18 protein-coding genes are annotated in these 21194 nt (G+C 64.3%); 8 read left to right on the top strand and 10 right to left on the bottom strand.

Annotation, left to right across the window (positions count from 1 at the left end):
* Positions 1–102: 102 nt before the first annotated feature.
* Together ACLCGK_RS32060 and ACLCGK_RS32055 are read right to left on the bottom strand one after the other, a co-directional pair.
* Positions 103–1494: an LLM class flavin-dependent oxidoreductase gene (locus ACLCGK_RS32060; protein ID WP_123085029.1), complete on the bottom strand. Its 1392-nt coding sequence runs from the start codon at positions 1492–1494 to the stop codon at positions 103–105.
* Positions 1495–1510: 16 nt separating this feature from the next.
* A complete protein-coding gene (locus ACLCGK_RS32055; protein ID WP_410953637.1) occupies positions 1511–2491 on the bottom strand; it encodes an aliphatic sulfonate ABC transporter substrate-binding protein in 981 nt (326 codons plus the stop codon).
* A gap of 370 nt (positions 2492–2861) precedes the next feature.
* On the opposite strand from ACLCGK_RS32055, the gene ACLCGK_RS32050 reads away from it, so the two are divergent.
* A complete protein-coding gene (locus tag ACLCGK_RS32050; protein ID WP_015270640.1) occupies positions 2862–3545 on the top strand; it encodes a TetR/AcrR family transcriptional regulator in 684 nt (227 codons plus the stop codon).
* A 100-nt stretch (positions 3546–3645) separates the two neighbouring features.
* Here the strand turns inward: ACLCGK_RS32050 and xthA are convergent, their stop codons facing one another.
* Complete coding sequence (gene xthA / locus ACLCGK_RS32045) at positions 3646–4458, bottom strand: exodeoxyribonuclease III (RefSeq protein WP_013972920.1); 813 nt, start codon at positions 4456–4458, stop codon at positions 3646–3648.
* Between the two features lie 133 nt (positions 4459–4591).
* Between xthA and ACLCGK_RS32040 the strand changes: the two genes are divergently transcribed.
* Genes ACLCGK_RS32040 through ACLCGK_RS32030 form a run of 3 tightly spaced genes read left to right on the top strand, consistent with a single transcriptional unit; the run spans position 4592 to position 10708 of the window.
* Entirely contained in the window at positions 4592–5242 is a 651-nt protein-coding gene (locus ACLCGK_RS32040; protein WP_013972919.1) for a GNAT family N-acetyltransferase, read from the top strand.
* A gap of 52 nt (positions 5243–5294) precedes the next feature.
* Complete coding sequence (locus ACLCGK_RS32035; protein WP_024087250.1) at positions 5295–7037, top strand: autotransporter assembly complex protein TamA; 1743 nt, start codon at positions 5295–5297, stop codon at positions 7035–7037.
* Entirely contained in the window at positions 7034–10708 is a 3675-nt protein-coding gene (locus ACLCGK_RS32030) for a translocation/assembly module TamB domain-containing protein (RefSeq protein WP_410953636.1), read from the top strand. The genes ACLCGK_RS32035 and ACLCGK_RS32030 overlap by 4 nt, the downstream gene beginning before the upstream one ends.
* Positions 10709–10726: 18 nt before the next feature.
* On the opposite strand, the gene ACLCGK_RS32025 is transcribed toward ACLCGK_RS32030, so the two are convergent.
* From ACLCGK_RS32025 to ACLCGK_RS32010, 4 genes are all read right to left on the bottom strand, one after another.
* Positions 10727–11281, bottom strand: coding sequence for a DUF2589 domain-containing protein (locus ACLCGK_RS32025; RefSeq protein WP_024087248.1), 555 nt, complete (start codon positions 11279–11281; stop codon positions 10727–10729).
* Positions 11282–11350: 69 nt separating this feature from the next.
* Positions 11351–12010, bottom strand: a complete 660-nt coding sequence (locus tag ACLCGK_RS32020) for a DUF2589 domain-containing protein (protein ID WP_013972915.1) — start codon at positions 12008–12010, stop codon at positions 11351–11353.
* 64 nt (positions 12011–12074) lie between these two features.
* Positions 12075–12455 (bottom strand): Mor transcription activator family protein, encoded by a 381-nt coding sequence (locus ACLCGK_RS32015; protein WP_023661042.1) that lies wholly within the window; start codon positions 12453–12455, stop codon positions 12075–12077.
* A 251-nt stretch (positions 12456–12706) separates the two neighbouring features.
* Positions 12707–13165 carry a hypothetical protein gene (locus tag ACLCGK_RS32010; protein ID WP_410953635.1) on the bottom strand — a complete coding sequence of 153 codons (459 nt, stop codon included), beginning with the start codon at positions 13163–13165 and terminating at the stop codon, positions 12707–12709.
* Positions 13166–13316: 151 nt separating this feature from the next.
* On the opposite strand from ACLCGK_RS32010, the gene ACLCGK_RS32005 reads away from it, so the two are divergent.
* The gene (locus tag ACLCGK_RS32005) at positions 13317–13505 is read left to right on the top strand and encodes a hypothetical protein (RefSeq protein WP_003248064.1); all 189 of its coding nucleotides are present in this window, start codon (positions 13317–13319) and stop codon (positions 13503–13505) included.
* A gap of 36 nt (positions 13506–13541) precedes the next feature.
* Here the strand turns inward: ACLCGK_RS32005 and ACLCGK_RS32000 are convergent, their stop codons facing one another.
* Complete coding sequence (locus ACLCGK_RS32000) at positions 13542–13916, bottom strand: fe2+ zn2+ uptake regulation protein (protein WP_191472591.1); 375 nt, start codon at positions 13914–13916, stop codon at positions 13542–13544.
* A 194-nt stretch (positions 13917–14110) separates the two neighbouring features.
* Between ACLCGK_RS32000 and ACLCGK_RS31995 the strand changes: the two genes are divergently transcribed.
* Positions 14111–16423: an acylase gene (locus ACLCGK_RS31995; RefSeq protein WP_410953634.1), complete on the top strand. Its 2313-nt coding sequence runs from the start codon at positions 14111–14113 to the stop codon at positions 16421–16423.
* A 113-nt stretch (positions 16424–16536) separates the two neighbouring features.
* On the opposite strand, the gene ACLCGK_RS31990 is transcribed toward ACLCGK_RS31995, so the two are convergent.
* Positions 16537–17259 carry a UDP-2,3-diacylglucosamine diphosphatase gene (locus ACLCGK_RS31990; RefSeq protein ID WP_013972909.1) on the bottom strand — a complete coding sequence of 241 codons (723 nt, stop codon included), beginning with the start codon at positions 17257–17259 and terminating at the stop codon, positions 16537–16539.
* Complete coding sequence (locus tag ACLCGK_RS31985; protein ID WP_003259195.1) at positions 17256–17756, bottom strand: peptidylprolyl isomerase; 501 nt, start codon at positions 17754–17756, stop codon at positions 17256–17258. Before ACLCGK_RS31985 ends, ACLCGK_RS31990 begins: the two co-directional genes overlap by 4 nt.
* A gap of 247 nt (positions 17757–18003) precedes the next feature.
* Between ACLCGK_RS31985 and ACLCGK_RS31980 the strand changes: the two genes are divergently transcribed.
* Both ACLCGK_RS31980 and cysS read left to right on the top strand, forming a co-directional pair.
* Positions 18004–19707, top strand: coding sequence for a glutamine--tRNA ligase/YqeY domain fusion protein (locus tag ACLCGK_RS31980; protein ID WP_013972908.1), 1704 nt, complete (start codon positions 18004–18006; stop codon positions 19705–19707).
* Positions 19708–19716: 9 nt separating this feature from the next.
* A complete protein-coding gene (cysS, locus tag ACLCGK_RS31975) occupies positions 19717–21099 on the top strand; it encodes a cysteine--tRNA ligase (RefSeq protein ID WP_410953296.1) in 1383 nt (460 codons plus the stop codon).
* The last annotated feature ends 95 nt before the right edge of the window (positions 21100–21194 follow it).

Raw genomic sequence — 21194 nt, 5'->3', positions numbered from 1 at the left:
GATCTCGACTTGTTGTTCTCTCCCCATGCCGTGAACCGCACCGGCCGGTGCGGCGCAGGGGATGTGGCGACAGAATAGGGTCGAGTGCGTGCCATCCACAAATTAAATGTTGGAATACCCGGTATTTGCCGGCTGAATGCGAACCTGCCGGCCAGCGTGCCCTTCCGGCAAGCGGTCGCCCTGGCCGAACAGCTTGTGGCGCAAGGTGCCTTCGGCATAGCTCAGCGGGTAGCGGCCACGGCGTTGCAACTCCGGCACCAGCAGCTCGACCACATTTGCCAGGTCGTCTGGTTGCACTGCGTAGGTCAAGTTGAAGCCATCGATGCCGGTCTGGTCCAGCCAGCTTTCCAGCTGGTCGGCCACCTCGCTGGCAGCCCCCACCAGCACCGGGCCACGGCCGCCCAGGCCGACGAACTCGGCAGCCTCGCGCACGGTCCAGCGGCGGTTCGGGTCGGCGGCGGTGAAGGCGGCCAGGGCTGCGCGGCCGGCATCGTTCTCGACGTATTCGATGGGCGCATCGGGGTCGAGGCCGGCAAAGTCGATGCCGGTCCAGCCTGACAACAGTGCCAGGGCGGCGTCCAGGTCGACATAACGGCGGTATTCGGCGAAGCGCGCTTCGGCCTCCTCCCGTGTGGGGGCGACGATCAACAGCGCCTGGGCGTAGATCAGCACCTCGTCCCGGCCACGCCCGGCCACCTCGCTGGCCTGGCGGATACCGTCGGCGTAGCGGCGCAGTACCGTGGGCGTCGGCCCGCTGATGAACACGCATTCGGCGTGCCGCGCCGCGAACTGCTGGCCGCGTGCCGAAGCACCGGCCTGGAACAGCACCGGCGTGCGTTGCGGCGAAGGTTGGCACAGGTGCATGCCCGGCACCTGGAAGTGCTCGCCCACATGGTTGATGGGGTGCACCCGGGCGGGTTCGATATAGCGCCCGCTGTCACGCTCCAGCAGCACCGCGTCGTCGTCCCAGCTTTTCTCCCATAGCTTGTACAGCACCTGCAGGTATTCCTCGGCCAGGTCATAGCGCTGGTCGTGGCCCAGCTGGCGCGCCAGGCCCAGGTTGCGCGCGGCGCTGTCGAGGTAGCCGGTGACGATGTTCCAGCCGACCCGGCCATTGCTCAGGTGGTCGAGCGTCGACATGCGCCGGGCGAACGGGTAGGGGTGTTCGTAGGTGAGCGAGAAGGTGACGCCGAAGCCCAGGTGCTCGGTAACCCCGGCCATGGCCGGCACCAGCAGCAGCGGGTCGTTGACCGGCACCTGCACGCCACCGCGCAGGGCGGCTTCGGGGCCGCCCTGGTAGACGTCGTAGATGCCCAGCACATCGGCGATGAACAGGGCATCGAACAAGCCGCGTTCGAGCAGGCGGGCCAGGTCGGTCCAGTAGCCCAGGCGGTTGAAGGCCACGCTGGTGTTGCGCGGGTGGCGCCACAGGCCGGGGGACTGGTGGCTGGCGGCATTCATGCTGAAGGCGTTGAAGCGAATCGGGCGGGGCATGGTGGGCGCGCTCCGCTCAAGGCAATACGGAAGCTGGGTAGACCGCGTCGGCCACCTGCAGCTTGCGTGGAATCAGGCCCAGGCCCTGGAATGTGTCGGCCAGCTTTTGTTGCTCGGCAACGATCTCTGGGGTGATGGCCACGGCATTGTAGTTGCGCCGCTCGCTGGCCGCTTGCAGCACGTTGGCGTTGATCCCGAGTTGCGGGGCCAGCAGTGCGGCGACTTCCGCAGGCTTGGCGTTGGCCCATTGGCTGACCTTGCCCAGCTCGGCGAAGAAGGTCTTCAGCAAGGCGCGATGCTGGTCGGCGAAGCTGGCGGTGGACAGGTAGAAGGTGCGGTTGTTGGACAGGCCGCTGCCGTCGCGCAGGTTCTTCAGGCCCGGCTGGCTTTCTGCCGCGGCGAGGAACGGGTCCCACAGGGTCACGGCCTGGACACTGCCCGATTGCAGGGCAGCCACGGCATCGGCGGCGTTGTTGACGTAGGCCGGGGTGATGTCCTGGTAGCTGAGGCCGGCCTGTTCCAGGGCAACGGCCAGCAGGTACTGGGCGTTCCAGCCGCGGCCGGTGGCCACGCGCTTGCCCTTGAGGTCTTGCACGCTGGCCAGGTGGTCCTGCTCACGTACCACCAGGCCGATGCCACGTGGGTAGGGCTGCTCGGCGGCCAGGTACACCACCGGCTTGCCTGCGGCCTGGGCGAACACCGAGGGTGCGTCGGCGGCATGGCCGAGGTCGATGGCGCCGGTGCTCAAGGCTTCGAGCAACTGCGGGCCGGCGGCGAACTCGTGCCAGCTGACTTTCACGCCTTGCGGCGCCAGGGCCTTCTCCAGGGCACCGCTGCCCTTGAGGATGTTGATGCTGTTGAACTTCTGGTAACCGATGCGCAGGGTCCTGGCCTCGTCGGCCAGGGCTTGGGACCAGGGCAACAGGGTACTGGCGACACTGGCCAGCAAGCCGCCGATCAACAGGCGGCGCAGAGGGGAAAAGGCACGGGCGGGCATGGGCATTGCTCCTTGAACGGGGAGGGAAGCGATGCGCCCAGACTAGGGAGGTGGCGTTTGGCATTCAATTTTTATATCTCTTTTTGTTAGATTGTTTTGTTATTTTTATATCCTTTTGTTTTGTGACGTCTGGTCCATTTCACATTCACTTGCCAGGCTCCCGGCAGGCCATTCGATGACGAGAGCGTGCAGGGCCTTCGCACTCCGAGGTGCCTGTTCTGCGACCAGCGTGGCCCTTGGCCAGGGCAGGCAGCGTTTGCGGGTAGGCAGCAGCCGTGGGGTGGTGGCTACCCGACCAACAGCGCGCTTCCCTGCATGGCCGCGCTCGCGGATAATCCCCCTCATTCCAATAAACAGCCTGTGAGTGGGTATGAGTGATTCCGTAGTCAGCCTCGGCCAGCCTGAAACCGAAGGGGGGCGCAAGACGCGCAAGAACAACCCCGAGAAAACCCGCGAGGACATCCTCCAGGCCGCCATCAACGAGTTTGTCCAGCAAGGGCTGGCTGGTGCCCGCGTCGACGCTATCGCCGAGCGCACCGCCACCTCCAAGCGCATGATCTACTACTACTTCGGCAGCAAGGAGCAGCTGTACTGCGAGTGCCTGATCAAGCTGTACGGCGACATCCGCAAGACCGAACAAAGCCTGGACCTTGAGTCGCTGCCGGCCGAGCAGGCGATCCGCCGGCTGGTGGAGTTCACCTTCGATCACCACGACCGCAACGTCGATTTCGTGCGGATCATCTGCACCGAAAACATCCACTATGGCGAGTACGTCAAGCAGTCGCCGGCGATTCGCGAAATGAGCAGCCTGGTGCTCGAGGCTCTGGGCAATACCTTGCGCCGTGGGGTGCAGGAAGGTGTGTTCCGCACCGGCATCGAGGTCATCGACCTGCACATGCTGATGAGCTCGTTCTGCTTCTACCGGGTTTCGAACCGCCACACCTTTGGCGAGATCTTCCAGATCGACCTGTCCGATGAGCAGGTCAAGCTGCGTCACAAGGCCATGATCTGTGATGCTGTGTTGCGGTATATCCAGACCGAGCACCGCCCCTGAAAATTCTCCAGATGGCTGGGCCGGCTCCTTTGCCGGCAAGCCAGCCCACGGGTGCAAGAACTGGCTTGCCAGCGATGGACCGCGTAGCAGCCCCCGGCGATCAGCTCAATTCCAGCCAGATCGGCGCATGGTCCGACGGCTTTTCCATCCCGCGCAGTTCGTAGTCCACACCTGCATCCTTGATCCGCGGCACCAGGTGCTGGGAGGCCATGATCAGGTCGATGCGCAGGCCGCGCTTGGGCTCGTCCTCGAAACCGCGGCTGCGGTAGTCGAACCAGCTGAAGCGGTCGGCCACTTCCGGGTAAAGGTGGCGGAAACTGTCCACCAGGCCCCAGCCCTTCAAGCGCTCCATCCACTCGCGCTCTTCCGGCAGGAAACTGCACTTGCCAGTCTTGAGCCAGCGCTTGGCATTGTCCGGGCCGATGCCGATGTCGCAGTCCTGCGGCGAGATATTCATGTCGCCCATCACCAGCAGTGGCTGGTCGTTGCGGAACTGGCCCTCCAGCAGCGCCTGCAGGTCGCTGTAGAAGCGCTGCTTGGCCGGGAACTTGGTGGGGTGGTCGCGGCTTTCACCCTGGGGGAAATAGCCGTTCATGATGGTGATCGGGTTGCCATCGGCATCGGCGAAGGTGCCCCAGATGAAGCGGCGCTGAGCGTCTTCCTCATCGCTGGCAAAACCCTTGTGCAGGCTCAGCGGTGCCTGGCGGGACAGCAGGGCCACGCCATAGTGGCCTTTCTGGCCGTGGTAATGTACGTGGTAGCCCAGCGCCTGCACGTCGGCCAGCGGGAACTGATCGTCGCTGACCTTGGTTTCCTGCAGGCCGATCACGTCCGGCTGGTGCTTTTCGATCAGCGCCGCCAGCTGGTGCGGGCGGGCCCGCAGGCCGTTGATGTTGAAACAGACGATCTTCATGGAAAGATGATCCCGGTAAAAGGCGCGATGCTAGCCGACATCGCTTGCCATCACCAGCATGGCGGCTTCGGCAGCCTGCTGCTAACGTCCTTTCCAAGGCACCCATGAGCCCATTCCAGGAGGACTGCCCGCAATGCCCGAAACCACTGCCGCTCCGGCCCGTGTCTGCCTGCTCGATGACGGCTACAGCCGTGAGGCGCGTTCGCTTCTGTACAACGCCTACCGTCACGAACCTACCTTCGCCTATATCTTCGAGGCCCAGCGCCCAGGCTACGAGCGGCGTCTGCGGGTGATGGTGCGCGAGTGGGTACGCCAGCACTTCTACCTGCAACTGCCCGCCATCGGCCTGCTGGTGGAAGACCGCCTGATCGCCATGGCCCTGATCGTGCCGCCGATGCGCCGGCTGGGCGTAGCCGACAGCTGGGCCTGGCGCCTGCGCATGATAATGGGCACCGGCCTGCGCTGTACGCGCCGCTACATGGATTACCAGGCCGCCCTGGCCACCTGCCTGCCCACCGACGAGGTGCATGTGCTGCCGCTGCTGGGCGTGCACCCGCAGTTCCAGGGCAAGCACTACGGCGAGCAATTGTTACAAGCTGTGCATGACTGGTGTGCAGACGACCCTGGTACGCAGGGAGTGGTGCTGGACACCGGCAACGAGCACTACCTGGCCTTTTACCAGCGCCAGGGCTATGAGGAAATTGGCGAGGTGGCTGTAGGACCAATCCGTGAGAGGGTGTTCTTCCATCCCAACCCGGTCTCTTCCAATTCTGCTTTTGCCTGAGCGCACCGCGCGACGGCTCCCTTGAGCGCCTGGCTCTGGTAGCATGCCCCGCATGACGTATTCAGGAAGATTGACCTGGGGCCTGGTTATCTGGGTCGCCAGTTTCGCAGCATGGGGCCAGAGTGAGTTGCTGGTGAAGGTCAAACCGGCCAACAAGGCGCTCAAGGCCAATGTCGAAGGCTATATCGGTACCCTTGGCGACCGCGATGAAGAAGCGCTGCTGCGCTTCAGTCGCGGCGCCCAGGAGCAGGCGCGCAAAGCCGCGCAGGCACTTGGCTACTACCAGGCGCAGATCGACACAGAGGTCAAGCCCGCCAGCGAGGCTGACCGTTCCCCGCAACTGATCATCACCATCGACCCTGGCGAGCCGATTCGCCTGCGCAACGTGACCATACGCATCGAAGGCCCCGCCAGCGAGATGAAGGCTTTCCGCGTGCCCGACAGCAAGGTCCTGCGCGCGGGTGAACAACTCAACCACGGCCATTACGAAGATGCCAAGCGGCTGATCCAGAACCAGGCGTCGCGCTACGGCTTCTTCAGTGGGCGCTTCAGCCGCCAGCGCCTGGCGGTAGACCCCCAGGCCGGTGTGGCCGATATCGAACTGGTCTACCAGAGCGGCCCGCGCTATCACCTGGGCGCGGTCACCTTCGGTGGCGACACACCGCTGGACGACGACCTGCTGCAGCGTATGGTCTCGTTCAAGCCGGGTACACCTTACGACTCGGAACTGATCGCCGAGCTGAACAATGACCTGCAATCGAGCGGCTACTTCGAAGGCGTGCGCGTGGATGCGGCGCCCACCGCCGCCGTGGGCGAAGAAATCCCCGTGGATGTCCGCCTGCAAACCCGCAAACCGCGCACCATGGGCCTGGGCCTGGGCTTCTCGACCGACGTCGGGCCCCGCGGCAAGGCCAACTGGACCCGCCACTGGGTCAACCCGCAAGGCCATAGCTACGGCTGGGAAACCGAACTGTCGGCACCCCGGCAGAACGTCGGCCTTTGGTACGACATCCCCCTCGACCCGCCGCTGACCGACAAGTTGCGCTTTGCCGGCGGCTACCAGAACGAAGAGATTGCCGGCACCGACACCCTCAGCAAACTGCTGACGGTGGGCCCCGAGTGGCACAGCAAGCTGCCAAGCGGCTGGCAGCGGGTGATTTCCCTCAAGTACCAGCGCGAGGAGTACCGTCTGGGTGATGACTCCGGGCTGAGCAACCTGTTGATGCCGGGGGTGAGTTACTCCTTCCTGCGCAGTGACAACCGCATCGACCCGCATAACGGCTACCGCCTGCAGTTCGATGTACAGGTAGCCAAGGAAGGGCTGGTCTCGGACACCAACCTGCTGCATGGCAACGTGCTGCTCAAGGGCCTGACCACGCTTGGCCATGACCATCGCTTGCTCGGCCGGGTGCAGTTCGGTGGCAGCGCGACCAATGGCTTCAAGAACAACATCCCGCCGTCGCTGCGCTTCTTCGCCGGTGGCGACCAGAGCGTGCGTGGCTATGACTACCAGACCTTGTCGCCGAAGAACAGCGACGGCGACCGCATTGGCGGGCGCTACCTGGTCGCCGGCAGCGTCGAGTACCAGTATTCACTGACCGAGAAGTGGCGGCTGGCAACCTTCGTCGACCAGGGCAACTCGTTCAACGACCTGGAACTGCCAAGCCTCAAGACCGGTGTCGGTTTTGGCGTGCGCTGGGTGTCGCCGGTCGGGCCGCTGCGCCTGGACCTGGCCAAGGCGCTGGATGATGAAGGGGGAATTCGCCTGCACTTTTCCATGGGGCCTGAGCTGTGAAACGCGTGATCAAGTACATTCTGGCGGGCCTGCTGGGGGTAACCGCAAGCCTGGGCCTGGTACTCGGCCTGTTGCTGGGGACCGAAGCCGGCAGCCGCTGGGTGCTGGGCAAGGTGCCCGGGCTTGAGGTGGCTGATTTCCAGGGCCGCCTGGCCGGTAGCTGGCAAGCCAGCCGGCTTATCTGGGCCGATGGCGGCAGCACGGTAGATGTGCAGGCACCGCTGCTAGCCTGGTCGCCGGCATGCCTGCTGCGCTCTACCTTGTGCATTGACCAGTTGCAGGCGCAGCGTATCGACATGGCCTTTGCGCCCAGCGCCGAATCGGCCGACAGTGGCCCGCTGCAGTTGCCGGCCCTGCGCTTGCCGCTGGCCATCGAACTGGGTGAGGTCAAGGTTGGCCAGTTGCGGCTGGATGGCAATGACCTGCTTGGCGACTTGCAACTGGCGGCGCACTGGACCAATGCCGGGCTGCGCATCGACAGCCTGCAGCTGAAGCGTGACGACCTGCAATTGAACCTGCAAGGCAACCTGCAGCCCGAAGCTGACTGGCCGGTACAACTCCAGGCGCAGCTGCAACTGCCAACGGTAGACGGCAAACCCTGGCAGTTGGCGCTGACCGCCACCGGCGAGTTGCAGAAAACCCTGAAACTCGCCGGCACCAGCAGCGGTTACCTCGACGCCACGCTGAACGGGCAATTGCAGGCGTTGGCCGAGCACCTGCCGGCGACCTTGCAGATCCGCTCCGAGGCATTCAAGCCGGCCGCCTCGTTGCCCGACACCGTGCAGTTCAACCAGCTCAAGCTCGACGCCCGGGGCGACCTGCTCAAGGGCTATCAACTGTCGGGGTCGGCCAGCCTGCCGGCCGAGCAGTCGCCGATTGCCTTGCTGTTGAGCGGGCTGGTCGACAGCAAAGGCGCCAGGCTTGATGCCCTGGACCTGAGCGCCAGCGATACCCAGCGGGTCAAGATGCAAGCCACGGCTGACTGGCAGCAAGGCCTGGTCGCCGACGCCCAGTTGGACTGGCAGGACTTTCCGTGGCTGCGCCTGTACCCGCTGGAGACGCCCCCTGAGGTCACCCTCAAGCGGCTCATGGCCCAGGTGCATTATCGCGATGGCAACTACCAGGGCACCTTCAATGGCGACCTGGATGGCCCGGCTGGCGCGTTCAGCCTGGCCAGCCCCTTCGAAGGTGACCTGAGCCAGGTGAAGTTGCCGCAGTTGGCGCTGACCGCCGGGCAAGGCAAGGCTGCTGGCAGTGTCGCCGTGCGCTTTGCCGACACCTTGGCATGGGATGTCGACCTGCAGTTGTCGGCGCTCGACCCAGCTTATTGGCTGGCCGAGCTGCCGGGTAACCTGGCGGGGCCGCTGCGCAGCAAAGGCGAGATGAAAGGCGACGCCTTGAGCCTCGATGCCCAGCTAGACCTGAAAGGCCGCCTGCGCGGCCAACCGGCAGTGCTCAAGGTCGAGGCCCAGGGGGCAGGGCAGAGCTGGACCTTGGGTACCCTGGCAGTCCAGCTGGGGGATAACCGCATCAATGGCAGTGGCAGCCTGCAGCAACGCCTGGCCGGGCGGCTCGACCTCGACCTGCCGCGCCTGGGCCAGTTGTGGCCAAGGTTGCAGGGCCAGGTCAAGGGCCGGCTTGACGTCGCCGGCACCTTGCAGGCCCCGCAAGGTACGCTGGCCCTGCAGGGCCAGCGGCTGGCCCAGGCGGAAAACCGCGTGCAGCAGCTGGACCTGGACGCCCGCCTGGACAACGCCCAGCGTGGCGTGATCGAACTGAAGGCCAGCGGCATTCACCTGGGTGACACGGCATTGGGCACCTTGCAGGCCAACGGCAAAGGCGACATTCGCCAGCAAGCTTTGACCTTGGCGCTGGACGGCCCGCAGCTCAAACTCGACCTCGGCCTGGATGGCCAGTTGAACAAGGGTGACTGGCGCGGGCGCCTGGCCAGTGGGCGGATCCAGGCCGGCGGCCAGGACTGGCAGTTGCAGGCACCGGCGCGCCTGCAGCGGCTGGCCAGCGGCCAGCTGGACTTTGCTGCGCACTGCTGGCGCTCCGGCCAGGCCAGCTTGTGCGGCGACGACCAACGTCTGGCCCCCGAGCCACGCTTGCGCTACCACCTCAAGCAGTTCCCGCTGGACAGCCTGGCCCAGTGGCTGCCGAAGGACTTCGCCTGGCAGGGGCTGCTCAATGCCGACATCAATCTGGACATCCCGGCCAGCGGCCCCAAGGGCAACATCGTCGTCGACGCCAGTGGCGGTACCCTGCGCGTGCGCGACAAGGACCGCTGGGTCGACTTCCCGTACCAGGCCCTGCGCCTGGACAGCACGCTGGCGCCAAGGCGCATCGATACCCGCCTGGCGTTCCGCGGCGAGCGCCTGGGCGAGCTGAACGTCAACACCCGCCTCGATCCACTGGGCAAGAACAAACCGCTGTCGGGTGATTTTCGCCTGGCCGGCCTCGACCTGTCGGTGGCGCGCCCGTTCGTGCCGATGGTCGAGCGCCTGGCCGGGCAGCTCAATGGCAGTGGCCGGCTGTCGGGCACCTTGCTGGCGCCGCAGGTCAACGGCAACCTGATGCTCAGTGGCGGCGAAGTCAGTGGTGCCGAGCTGCCGGTCAGCCTCGAGGACCTGTCATTGCAGGCGTTGATTGCCGGCGAGCAGGTACAGCTCAACGGCGGCTGGCGCAGTGGCGAGGCGGGGCGTGGCCAGCTCAATGGCAACCTGACCTGGGGCCAGGCACTGGGCATGGACCTGCGTCTGCAGGGCCAGCAACTGCCCGTCACGGTCGAGCCCTATGCGACGCTGGAGGTCGCCCCGGACCTGACCTTGCGCCTGATCGACGACAAGCTGGCGGTGACTGGCAAGGTACAGGTGCCCAAGGGTGCGATCACTGTGCGCGAGCTGCCACCGTCCACCGTCAAGGTCTCGGATGACACGGTGATCGTCGGCCACCAGACCGAAGAGGGCAAACCGCCCATGGCGATGGCCATGGACATCGATGTCGAAGTGGGCCGCGACAAGCTTTCGTTCAGCGGCTTTGGTCTCACGGCCAACCTGCTCGGCCATGTGCACATCGGCGACAACCTCGACACCCGTGGCGAGCTGAACCTGGCCGATGGACGCTACCGCGCCTACGGTCAGCGCCTGACCATCCGCCGTGCGCGGTTGTTGTTCGCAGGCCCGATCGACCAGCCGTACCTGGACATTGAAGCGATCCGCAAGGTCGACGATGTGATTGCCGGTATCCGCCTGAGCGGCAGTGCCGAGCAGCCCACAAGCAAAGTGTTCTCGGAACCGGCCATGAGCCAGGAGCAGGCGCTGTCGTACCTGGTACTGGGGCGGCCGCTGGGCACGTCCGGCGAAGACAACAACATGCTCGCCGAGGCGGCCTTGGGCCTGGGCCTGGCGGGTAGCGCCGGCATCACCGGCAGCCTGGCCTCGAGCCTGGGCATCGACGACTTCCAGCTGGACACCGAAGGTTCGGGCAATACCACCAGCGTGGTCGCCAGCGGCAACCTCACCGAGAAACTGAGCCTGCGCTACGGGGTGGGGGTGTTCGAGCCCGCCAACACCATTGCATTGCGCTACAAGCTGAGCAAGAAGGTGTACCTCGAAGCTGCCAGCGGTCTGGCCAGTTCACTGGACATCTTCTACAAGCGCGACTTCTGAGCTGGCGCGGGGCGGCCGTCAACGGACAGTGGCCGCTTCGATGAACTCATTGGTATCGGGCGATGGCGGCGGGCTGGGGGCGCGTACCGGGATGATCAGGCTGGTGTATTCCTCGATCAACCGGTTGAGGGCTTCCGGCGGTTCGCTGGCCTGGAACTGCATGCGGATCTGCACTTCATCAGGGTCACGGCTGTCGCCCTGACGGCCCTGGCCGCCGATGGTGACCTTGAAGCTCGCCGCTTTGTTTTCGCCTGCACTCAAGAGTGCCTGCCGTGCTTCGGTACCTTTGACTCTTACCGAAAGGTCGACCTGCATGCGCTCGAGGGCCAGGCCCTTGGGCGACACCAGCGCGAACAGCGGCACGCGCATGATGTGCTGGCCATCCATGGCCACCTCGACCATCTTGGCTTTCATGGGCGCACCCAGCGCCTCGGTGTCGCACTCGAAGAACTGGTCGAACAGGTTGATGTACTGCTGCGCGATCAGGCTGTTGGTAGCGCTGGCGGCCTCCTGCAGGCCACGAGTGATCTCGCGCAGGTCGATGGAGGTCATGGGGGCGGGGGCTTTATCCAATGATTCGATTCCTCTGGCCAGGTGGTGCCCCCCTGTTCAGGAGGGCTGTTCGGGGCGGGGAGGCGCGTCTCAAGGGGTGCCTGCGCCGAGGGCTGGGGCGCTGGCGGCCGCAGGGTGCTTCAAGGTATCGGCCTGGGAAATCACGTCCTGGCTGTCCAGTGTGGCGGTTTTGACCACGGTCGGCTTTGTCGCGGCGTCGGTCAGGAAGTCGATCACCCGCATCATCGCTTCAGGCGGGTCCTGGCGCTTCAAGGTGGTGTTGAAGGCGTAGCGGGCGCGGGTGTCAGTCTTGCGGGTTTGCGTGGACTTGTGGCTGACGCTGCCTTTCACGTTGAGCCTGAACGGCCCCCAGCCCAGCGAACCGCTTGCCTCGGCGCTCATGTCCTTGCTGGATACGTCTTCCGACATCTGGTTGATGACCAGCTCGAACTCGACGTTGCCTTCTTCGATGGAGATGTTCGGGTGGGTGATGGCTGCCACCAGCGGCACTTTCATGGTCTTGCTGACCACGCCCTTGTACTCGCCTTGTTCGTCGACGATGGTTTCGTCGTAGTCGAACTGGATAGCCACGGCCTTGCCGTCCTGGACGCACACCTGCATCAGGAAGTCGGCGTAGGATTTGCTTGCGGTGACCTGGGCCTGGACCATGGCCTGCAGGGGGCCTGCGATCATGCGGTCCATCGGCAAGGCATTGATTACGGAACCGATGAGGCTGTTATCTATCGACATTGCTGGGTTCTCTTCTGGTTGGGTTCAAAACGTGGCCGTCAGTGGTGGTGACGATGCCGGGGCTTCAGCGCGCGCAAGGTTCCTGCCGGCGGATGTTGCCGATCTGGCGCAGGCTCAGGCCGTACTTGTCAGCGAGCAGGCTGCGCGACAGGCCGCTGGCGCTTTCCTTCTGGATCTGCAGGTTGCGCAACTGGCGCATGAAATGGTCAGCCTTGGGGATTTCCAGGGCGACACCGGCAAAGCGCTTGATCAGCGCGTCGAGCGCTTCGGCCGGCAGCACGTCGGCAAGCTTGGTGCGCTCGCGGTGCTTGGGGATGTACTTGGGCCTGCCGCCGTAGGCGCAGGTCAGCTGGTAGGCGTTGTCGATGCCGATGCAGTCGATCAGGGCCTGCAGCGAGTGGGGCAGTTGACTGATATCGATGTGGCTCAAGTCTGGCATTTGCATATGGCGCTCCTTCGGGACGGATGGGCTGTGCTACCCGATCACCAGCGGCGTTATGTCGAAGGTGTGACTGGATTTTCTGTGACAGCCGAGGCATGTCGCTAGGCGGCATATGGGTTGGGGGTTGTAGCTTCCGTGAACAGGTTTTGCAGGCAGCGATATCCGGCGTTGTAGGACATGGCTTCAACACCTGGCTGTAGCGGGTGATTTCCCATCAGCTCACTCCTTGTGTTGCGCACTGGGTGTGATAACCATCAATCACACGGATAGCTGCTCAACAGGCTGGCGCTGCGCAGGTAGGCCTGAGGGGAGTCGCGCATGCCTTGCGGCAGCGTGCGCCAATCGACCAGCAGGCACAGGGCATGCAGCGGCTGCCCGTCACGCTGGCCGATGACCTGGTCGGCAAAGCTGCGGCGATACAGTGCCTGGGTCTGCTGTTGCGCTTGTACCCGGTCGGCCTGGGCCAGGGTTTGCCGGGCCAGCTCTGGCAGTTGCGCCTGGGGGGCAGTGAAATGCACCGACGCACCTTTTGCCTGCAGGTAACCGGCCTGGCGCACGCGCTGCCACAGTTGTTGCCATTGGCTGGCGCCAGCTTGGGCAGCCAGTTCGCGGCCCAGTTCGAGCAGTTGCTCGGTCGAGGTCTGGCGGGTGTCCAGCGCATGAAGGGAAAAGGGGGTCAGCAATAGCGACGCGAACAGAAGGGGTTTGTACATGGTGCCTCCGGCATGGGTGCTTGGGAGCCCCATGCTTTCAGGCAGGCGCCGCCCCACCCAGCAGGAAATGCAGCGCCGGGGCCGGTGGCCGTTGTATCATTGCCGCGGCTCGTTGCGAGCCATTTGCCCCTGATGTTGCAAGGAACCTTCGATGACACACGTGCAGCGCCTCAAATACTCCCTTCTGATCATCCTGGTGGTACTGGGCCTGATGCTGGGCCTGTCCCACCTGCAGAAGCAGGGCACGATCAGTGAGCAGACCTTCCAGATGCTGGCCATCGCCATCGCCGTGGTGGTCGTGGTGATCAACGGCATCCTGCGGCGCAAGGTCAAACCCTGACTTTGGCTGGCCGGCCAGGTATGGCCGGCCATGCGCTCAGCGCAAAGGCGTTCGTTCCAGCACCGCGCGCGCCTGGGGGTCGAGGCTGTAGCATTTGTCGCTGCCCAGCTGGATGACGCCCTCGCTGCACAGCCGCTTGAGCACTTCGCGCACGCTGAGGAACGACAGCGGGATATCCAGCTGTTCCAGCTGCGCGTGCACGCCGCGCACGCCAATGCTGCGGCCATTGCGGTCGGCGGCGTGCAAGGCATCGATGACCTTGAGGCGGATCAGGCTGGTACGCAGGCCGAAACTGCGCAACAGCTCGCGGATCTGTTCGTTGCCGATGCGTTCGTCAGCAAAAACGTCCTGTTCCCTGGGCGCTTTGCCTGGGACGCGCCCAGCCTGGATCGAGGTTTGCGGGTTGTACATGTGAATGCTCCTTTTCGTGGACGAACCCGAAATTTGGGTGCCTCACTTACTAGGACGAATGAGAACGGAAAAACTGCAGCCCACTCGCAAAAAAAATCTGGTTCTGTTCAAGACGTTCCATTGCCTTGTAGTACGTAAAATTTTCATTTGGCCATTCGTCTGATCGGGATGATCCCCGAAGCCGAGGAGTGCCTGTGTTTCCACTTTCCCATCCCATGACTTGCGCTGGCCTGGCCGCCGCCCTGGTAGCCTTCAGCGTCGGCGCAGTGCCGGCGCAGTCCGCCGCAGCCGATGCCAGTGCGCAGATTCGCCGAACCACTTACGGTGTGCCGCACATCGTGGCCAAGGACGAGCGCGGCCTGGGTTATGGCATCGGCTACGCCTACGCCCAGGACAATTTGTGCCTGCTGGCCAATGAAGTGCTGACCGTGAGTGGCGAGCGCTCACGCTACTTCGGTGCCAAGGGCAAGACCCTTGAGCAGCGTGACAACCTGGCCAGCGACGTATTCTTCACCTGGCTCAACACTCCGGCGGCAGTCGATGCGTTCTTGCAGGCGCAGCCGGCGCCGGTACGGGCGCTGCTGGCAGGTTATGCCAGCGGGTTCAACCGGGCGCTGGCCGAGCGCCGCAGCCAGGGGTTGCCCGCCGAATGTGGCACCGGCGAGTGGCTGCGGCCGATCAGCAGCGAGGACCTGGTCAGGCTGACCCGTCGGCTGCTCGCCGAAGGCGGTGTCGGGCAGTTCGTCGAAGCGCTGGCCGGGGCGCAACCGCCAACGCAGGCCAGCCAGCCGGCGCCGGCAGGGTTTGCCGCGGCGCTGGCCAGGCAGCAGCGTTTTGCCACGGAGCGCGGTAGCAATGCGGTGGCTGTCGGGGCCCGGCGTTCGGCCAATGGCCGCGGTCTGTTGCTGGCCAACCCGCACTTCCCGTGGATGGGCGGCATGCGTTTCTACCAGATGCAACTGACCATTCCCGGCCAGCTCGATGTGATGGGGGCGGCATTGCCGGGCCTGCCGGTGGTCAACATCGGCTTCAACCAGCATCTGGCCTGGACGCACACCGTCGATACGTCGAATCACTTCACCCTGTACCGCCTGCAACTCGACCCCAAGGACCCGACCCGCTACCTGCTCGATGGCAAGTCGCTGCCGTTGGCCCGGCAAACCGTCAGTGTTGCGGTAAAGGCCGAGGATGGCAGCCTGAGCCAGGTGCAGCGCCAGGTCTACAGCTCGCAATTCGGCCCGGTGGTGCAATGGCCGGGGCGCCTGGACTGGGATGCACATGCTGCCTACAGCCTGCGCGACGCCAACCTCGAGAACACCCGGGTGTTGCAGCAGTGGTACCAGATCAACCGTGCCGACAGCCTGGCTACGTTGAAAGGCTCGATCGAACAGCTGCAGGGCATCCCCTGGGTCAACACTTTGTCGGTGGACCAGGCTGGCAAGGCCCTGTACCTGAACCAGTCAGTGGTGCCTTATGTGGATCAGCAACTGCTGAGCACGTGCAGCAACCCGCAGGCACAAGGGCGCCTGGTAGTACTGGATGGCTCCCGCAGCGCGTGCCAGTGGAAGGTCGATGCGCAGGCCGCACAGCCGGGGATTTTCCCTGCGCGGCTTCTGCCGAGCCTGGAGCGCGAGGATTTCGTGCAGAACTCCAACGACCCGGCCTGGATGGCCAACCCGGCGCAGCCGCTGACCGGTTATTCGCCGCTGGTCAGCCGCAGTGACCAGCCGCTGGGCATGCGTGGCCGCTTTGCCCTGCAACGCCTGCAGGGTACGGCCCGCCTGGGCGCTGACGACCTGCAGCGCATGGTGACCGATGACGAGGTCTACCTGGCAAGTCTGCTACTGCCTGACCTGCTGCAGTGGTGCAAGGGCGCCGACGCGGATGTGCGGGCCGTATGCAGCAGCCTGGCGGCCTGGAATGGCAGGGCTGACCTGGACAGTGGCATTGGCCTGGTGCATTTCCAGAACCTGTACGATGCCCTGGCCGAGCACCCGCAAAGCTGGCGGGTGGCCTTTGACCCTGCCGATCCGCAGCACACCCCGCGCGGGTTGGCGGTCGAGCAGGCGGCCGTGCGCAAGCTGTTGCATCAGGCCGCATTGGCGTCGCTCGAGCAGGTGCGTGACAGCGGTATGGCAGGGGAGGTGCGTTGGGGGCAGGTGCAACAGGCGGGCGATGGTACGCCGGTGCCGGGTGGCCCGCAGGCGTTGGGCGTGTACAACGCGATCTACAGTGTGCCGCATGGGCAGGGCAAGCGGTTGGTGGTCAGTGGTACCAGCTACCTGCAACTGGTCAGTTTTACCGACCAGGGGCCAGAGGCCCGTGGGCTGCTGGCGTTTTCCCAGTCCAGTGAAGCGGCTTCGGTGCATGCCAGTGACCAGACCAAGGCATTTGCAGCCGGGCAACTGGCGGTGATTCCGTTTACCGAGGCGCAGATCAAGGCTGACCCGGAGTACCGGGAAGTGGTGATCAGTGAGGGGGACAAGGGGGCGGTGGTCCAGCAGTAGGGCATACCGGCCTCATCGCGGGCTCGCCCGCTCCCACAGGTACCGCACCGCTTGCAGCCTTGGTGTAGTACCTGTGGGAGCGGTCATGCCCGCGAAGAAGGTGCCTCGGTCGGTCAGGAAAACTCGAACGGCGCCAGCTGAAAGCCTTGCTCGTCAACCTGCAAGGCCCAGCCACGGCGGTCCCAGTCGCCCAGCACGATACGCCGTGCCGGTTGCCCGTCGACCACCAGCTTGTGTATTGCCGGCCGATGGGTATGCCCATGCACCAAGGTACGTACACCATGCGCCGCCATTACCTTCGGCACTTCCTCTGGCGTGACATCGACGATCTCGGTGGACTTCATCCGCGTTTGCGAGCGGCTTTCGCTGCGTAGCTTGCGTGCCAGCTTGTAGCGGGCCGACAGCGGCAGGTGCCGCAACACCCACAGGCTCAGCGGGTTGCGCAGCAAGCGGCGCATTTTCATGTAGGCCAGGTCGCGGGTGCACAAGGTATCGCCATGCATCAGCAGCACCTGCTCGCCACCCAGCTCGATCACGCTGGGGTCGTGCAGCAACGTGCAGCCCGCAGCGTCGCAGAAGGCTTGGCCGATCAGGAAATCACGGTTGCCATGCATCAGGTAGATGGCCGTGCCGCTGTCACTCAGCCGACGCATGGCCTGGCAGACCGACTGCTGGAAGGGCGTCATGGCATCGTCGCCGATCCAGGCTTCGAAAAAGTCGCCAAGGATGTACAACGCCTTGGCGTGGCGGGCACGGCCATCGAGCAGATCAAGAAACGCCCGGGTAATGTCCGGGCGTTCTTCTTGCAAGTGCAGATCGGAGATCAGCAGGATCACTCAACGATCTCGGCTTTCTCGATGATCACGTCGTCCTTCGGCACGTCCTGGTGGCCAGCCTTGGAACCGGTGGCGACCTTTTCGATGGCGTCGACGATTTCACGGCCTTCGATCACTTCGCCGAATACCGCGTAGCCCCAGCCCTGCACGTTCTTGCCGCTGTGGTTGAGGAAGTCGTTGTCGGACGAGTTGATGAAGAACTGCGCCGAGGCGGAGTGCGGCTCCATGGTACGGGCCATGGCGATGCTGTACTTCTTGTTCTTCAGGCCGTTGTCGGCTTCGTTCTGGATGCTGGCGCGGGTCTTCTTCTGGCTCATGCCAGGCTCGAAGCCGCCGCCCTGGATCATGAAGCCCTTGATCACGCGGTGGAACACGGTGCCATTGTAGTGGCCGTCCTTGACGTACTGAACGAAGTTTTCGGTAGTCAGCGGCGCTTTCTCGGCGTCCAGTTGCAGGACGATGTCGCCGTGGTTGGTGCTCAGTTTGACTTTGGACATGCTGAAACTCGCTCTTTCAAGGCAATCGGAATTAGGGTGCGCAGGGCGCGGGTCATCACCTGACGCAGGATCAGGCGATCGCGACACATGGCGCGCACTGGCCATTTTGCCAGGCTGCGGCAAAAAGCCGTGATAAATCACGCCAGTTTGTCCGGGCCCGACTGTCAGCAGCTTGACTGCTTCGGCTATGATAGGCCCTTTGATTCAATCGGCCTACCCAGGCCGGACACGTGCATTCAAGGATCCTATGAGCAAGCCCACTGCCGACAACGCGCCCAACGCCGCTGCCAAAGGCGCCCCCGCTGTCCCTGCGAATTTCCTGCGGCCGATCATCCAGGCCGACCTGGACTCGGGCAAGCACAGCAGCATCGTCACCCGTTTCCCGCCGGAGCCCAATGGCTACCTGCACATCGGTCACGCCAAGTCGATCTGCGTCAACTTCGGCCTGGCCAAGGAATTCGGGGGCGTCTGCCACCTGCGTTTCGACGATACCAACCCGGCCAAGGAAGACCAGGAGTACATCGACGCCATCCAGAGCGATGTCAAGTGGCTGGGCTTCGACTGGGCCGGCGATGTGCGCTACGCCTCCGACTACTTTGACCAGCTGCACGACTGGGCGGTCGAGCTGATCAAGCGTGGCAAGGCCTACGTCTGCGACCTTACCCCCGAGCAAGCCAAGGAATACCGTGGCAACCTCAAGGAGCCGGGCAAGAACAGCCCGTTCCGCGAGCGCAGCGTTGACGAGAACCTCGACCTGTTCGCGCGCATGAAGGCCGGCGAGTTCAAGGATGGCGAGCGCGTGCTGCGGGCCAAGATCGACATGGCCTCGCCGAACATGAACCTGCGCGACCCGATCCTGTACCGTATTCGCCATGCCCACCACCACCAGACCGGTGACAAGTGGTGCATCTACCCGAACTACGACTTCACCCACGGCCAGTCGGACGCCATCGAGGGCATCACCCATTCGATCTGCACCCTGGAGTTCGAAGGCCATCGTCCGCTGTACGACTGGTTCCTCGACAACCTGCCGGTGCCGGCGCACCCGCGCCAGTACGAGTTCAGCCGCCTGAACCTGAACTACACCATCACGTCCAAGCGCAAGCTCAAGCAACTGGTCGACGAAAAGCACGTCGAAGGCTGGGACGACCCACGCATGTCGACCCTGTCCGGCTTCCGTCGCCGTGGCTACACCCCGGCTTCGATCCGCAACTTCTGCGAAATGATCGGCACCAACCGTTCCGACGGCGTGGTCGACATGTCGATGCTCGAGTTCAGCATCCGTGACGACCTGGACCGCACCGCACCGCGCGCCATGTGCGTGCTGCGCCCGCTGAAGGTGGTCATCACCAACTATCCGGAAGGCCAGGTCGAGCAGCTCGAACTGCCGCGCCACCCGAAGGAAGACATGGGCGTGCGCGTGCTGCCGTTCTCCCGCGAGCTGTACATCGACCGTGACGACTTCATGGAAGAGCCGCCGAAGGGCTACAAGCGCCTGGAACCGGCCGGTGAAGTGCGCCTGCGCGGCAGCTACGTGATCCGCGCCGACGAGGCGATCAAGGATGCCGACGGCAACATCGTCGAGCTGCGCTGCTCGTACGACCCGGACACCCTGGGCAAGAACCCGGAAGGCCGCAAGGTCAAGGGCGTGATCCACTGGGTACCGGCCGAGGGCAGCGTCGAGTGCGAAGTGCGCCTGTACGACCGCCTGTTCCGCTCGCCGAACCCGGAAAAGACCGAGGAGGGCGGCAGCTTCCTGGACAACATCAACCCAGGCTCGCTGCAGGTGCTCAGCGGCTGCCGCGCCGAGCCGTCGCTGGCCCAGGCGCAGCCCGAGGACCGTTTCCAGTTTGAACGCGAAGGCTACTTCTGCGCCGACCTGAAGGACAGCCAGCCGGGCCGCCCGGTGTTCAACCGCACTGTCACCCTGCGTGACTCCTGGGGCAGCTGAGGAACCGCCGTGCTTACCATCTACAACACGCTGAGCAAAACGAAGGAAACCTTCAAGCCGCTGGATGGCAACAAGGTGCGCATGTACGTGTGCGGCATGACCGTGTACGACTACTGCCACCTGGGCCATGGCCGCAGCATGGTGGCCTTCGACCTGGTCACCCGCTGGCTGCGCAAGAGCGGCTACGAGCTGACCTATGTGCGCAACATCACCGACATCGATGACAAGATCATCAACCGGGCCAACGAGAACGGCGAAAGCTTCGATGCCCTGACCGCCCGCATGATCGACGCGATGCACGAAGACGAGCGCCGCCTGAACATCCTGCCGCCGGACCAGGAGCCGCGTGCCACCGACCATATCGCCGGCATGCACGCGATGATCCAGACCCTGATCGACAAGGGTTATGCCTACGCACCGGGCAATGGTGACGTGTACTACCGCGTCGGCAAGTTCGTCGGCTACGGCAAGCTGTCGCGCAAGAAGATCGAAGACCTGCGCATCGGTGCCCGTATCGAGGTCGACGAAGCCAAGCAGGACCCGCTGGACTTCGTGCTGTGGAAGGGCGTCAAGCCGGGCGAGCCGAGCTGGGAGTCGCCATGGGGCCCGGGGCGTCCGGGCTGGCACATCGAGTGCTCGGTGATGTCCACCTGCTGCCTGGGTGAAAGCTTCGACATCCACGGCGGCGGTAGCGACCTGGAGTTCCCGCACCACGAGAACGAGATCGCCCAGAGCGAGGCGGCCACCGGCAAGCAGTACGCAAACGCCTGGATGCACTGCGGCATGATTCGTATCAATGGCGAGAAGATGTCCAAGTCGTTGAACAACTTCTTCACCATTCGCGACGTGCTCGAGAAGTATCACCCGGAAGTGGTGCGCTACCTGCTGGTGGCCAGCCACTACCGCAGCGCGATCAACTACTCGGAAGACAGCCTGCGCGATGCCAAGGGCGCGCTGGAGCGCTTCTACCACGCCCTGCGTGGCTTTCCACGGGTGGCGGCCAAGGGTGGCGAAGAGTTTGTCGAGCGCTTCAGCGTGGCCATGAACGACGACTTCGGCACCCCCGAAGCCTGCGCCGTGCTGTTCGACCTGGTGCGCGAGATCAACCGCCTGCGCGAAAGCGATGTGGAGGCTGCTGCCGGCCTGGCCGGTCGCCTGCGCGAGCTGGGTGATGTGCTGGGGGTGCTGCAGCTGGAAGCCGATGACTTCCTGCGTGCCGGTGCCGAAGGCAAGGTGGATGCCGCGGAGGTCGAGGGCTTGATCCAGGCGCGCCTGCAGGCGCGTGCGGACAAGAACTGGGCCGAGTCCGACCGCATTCGCGACCAGCTGACTGCCATGGGTGTGGTGCTGGAAGACGGCAAGGGTGGGACTACCTGGCGTCTGGCCGACTGATCGATGTCACTGGGGCTGCTGCGCAGCCCATCGCCGGCAAGCCAGCTCCCACAGGAACCGCGCAATACTGAAGAACTGTGCAGTCCCTGTGGGAG

This window comes from Pseudomonas sp. S1(2024) (assembly GCF_046557535.1).
The sequence above is the reverse complement of the archived record's forward strand: the minus strand, read 5'-3'. Positions and strand labels throughout refer to the sequence as shown.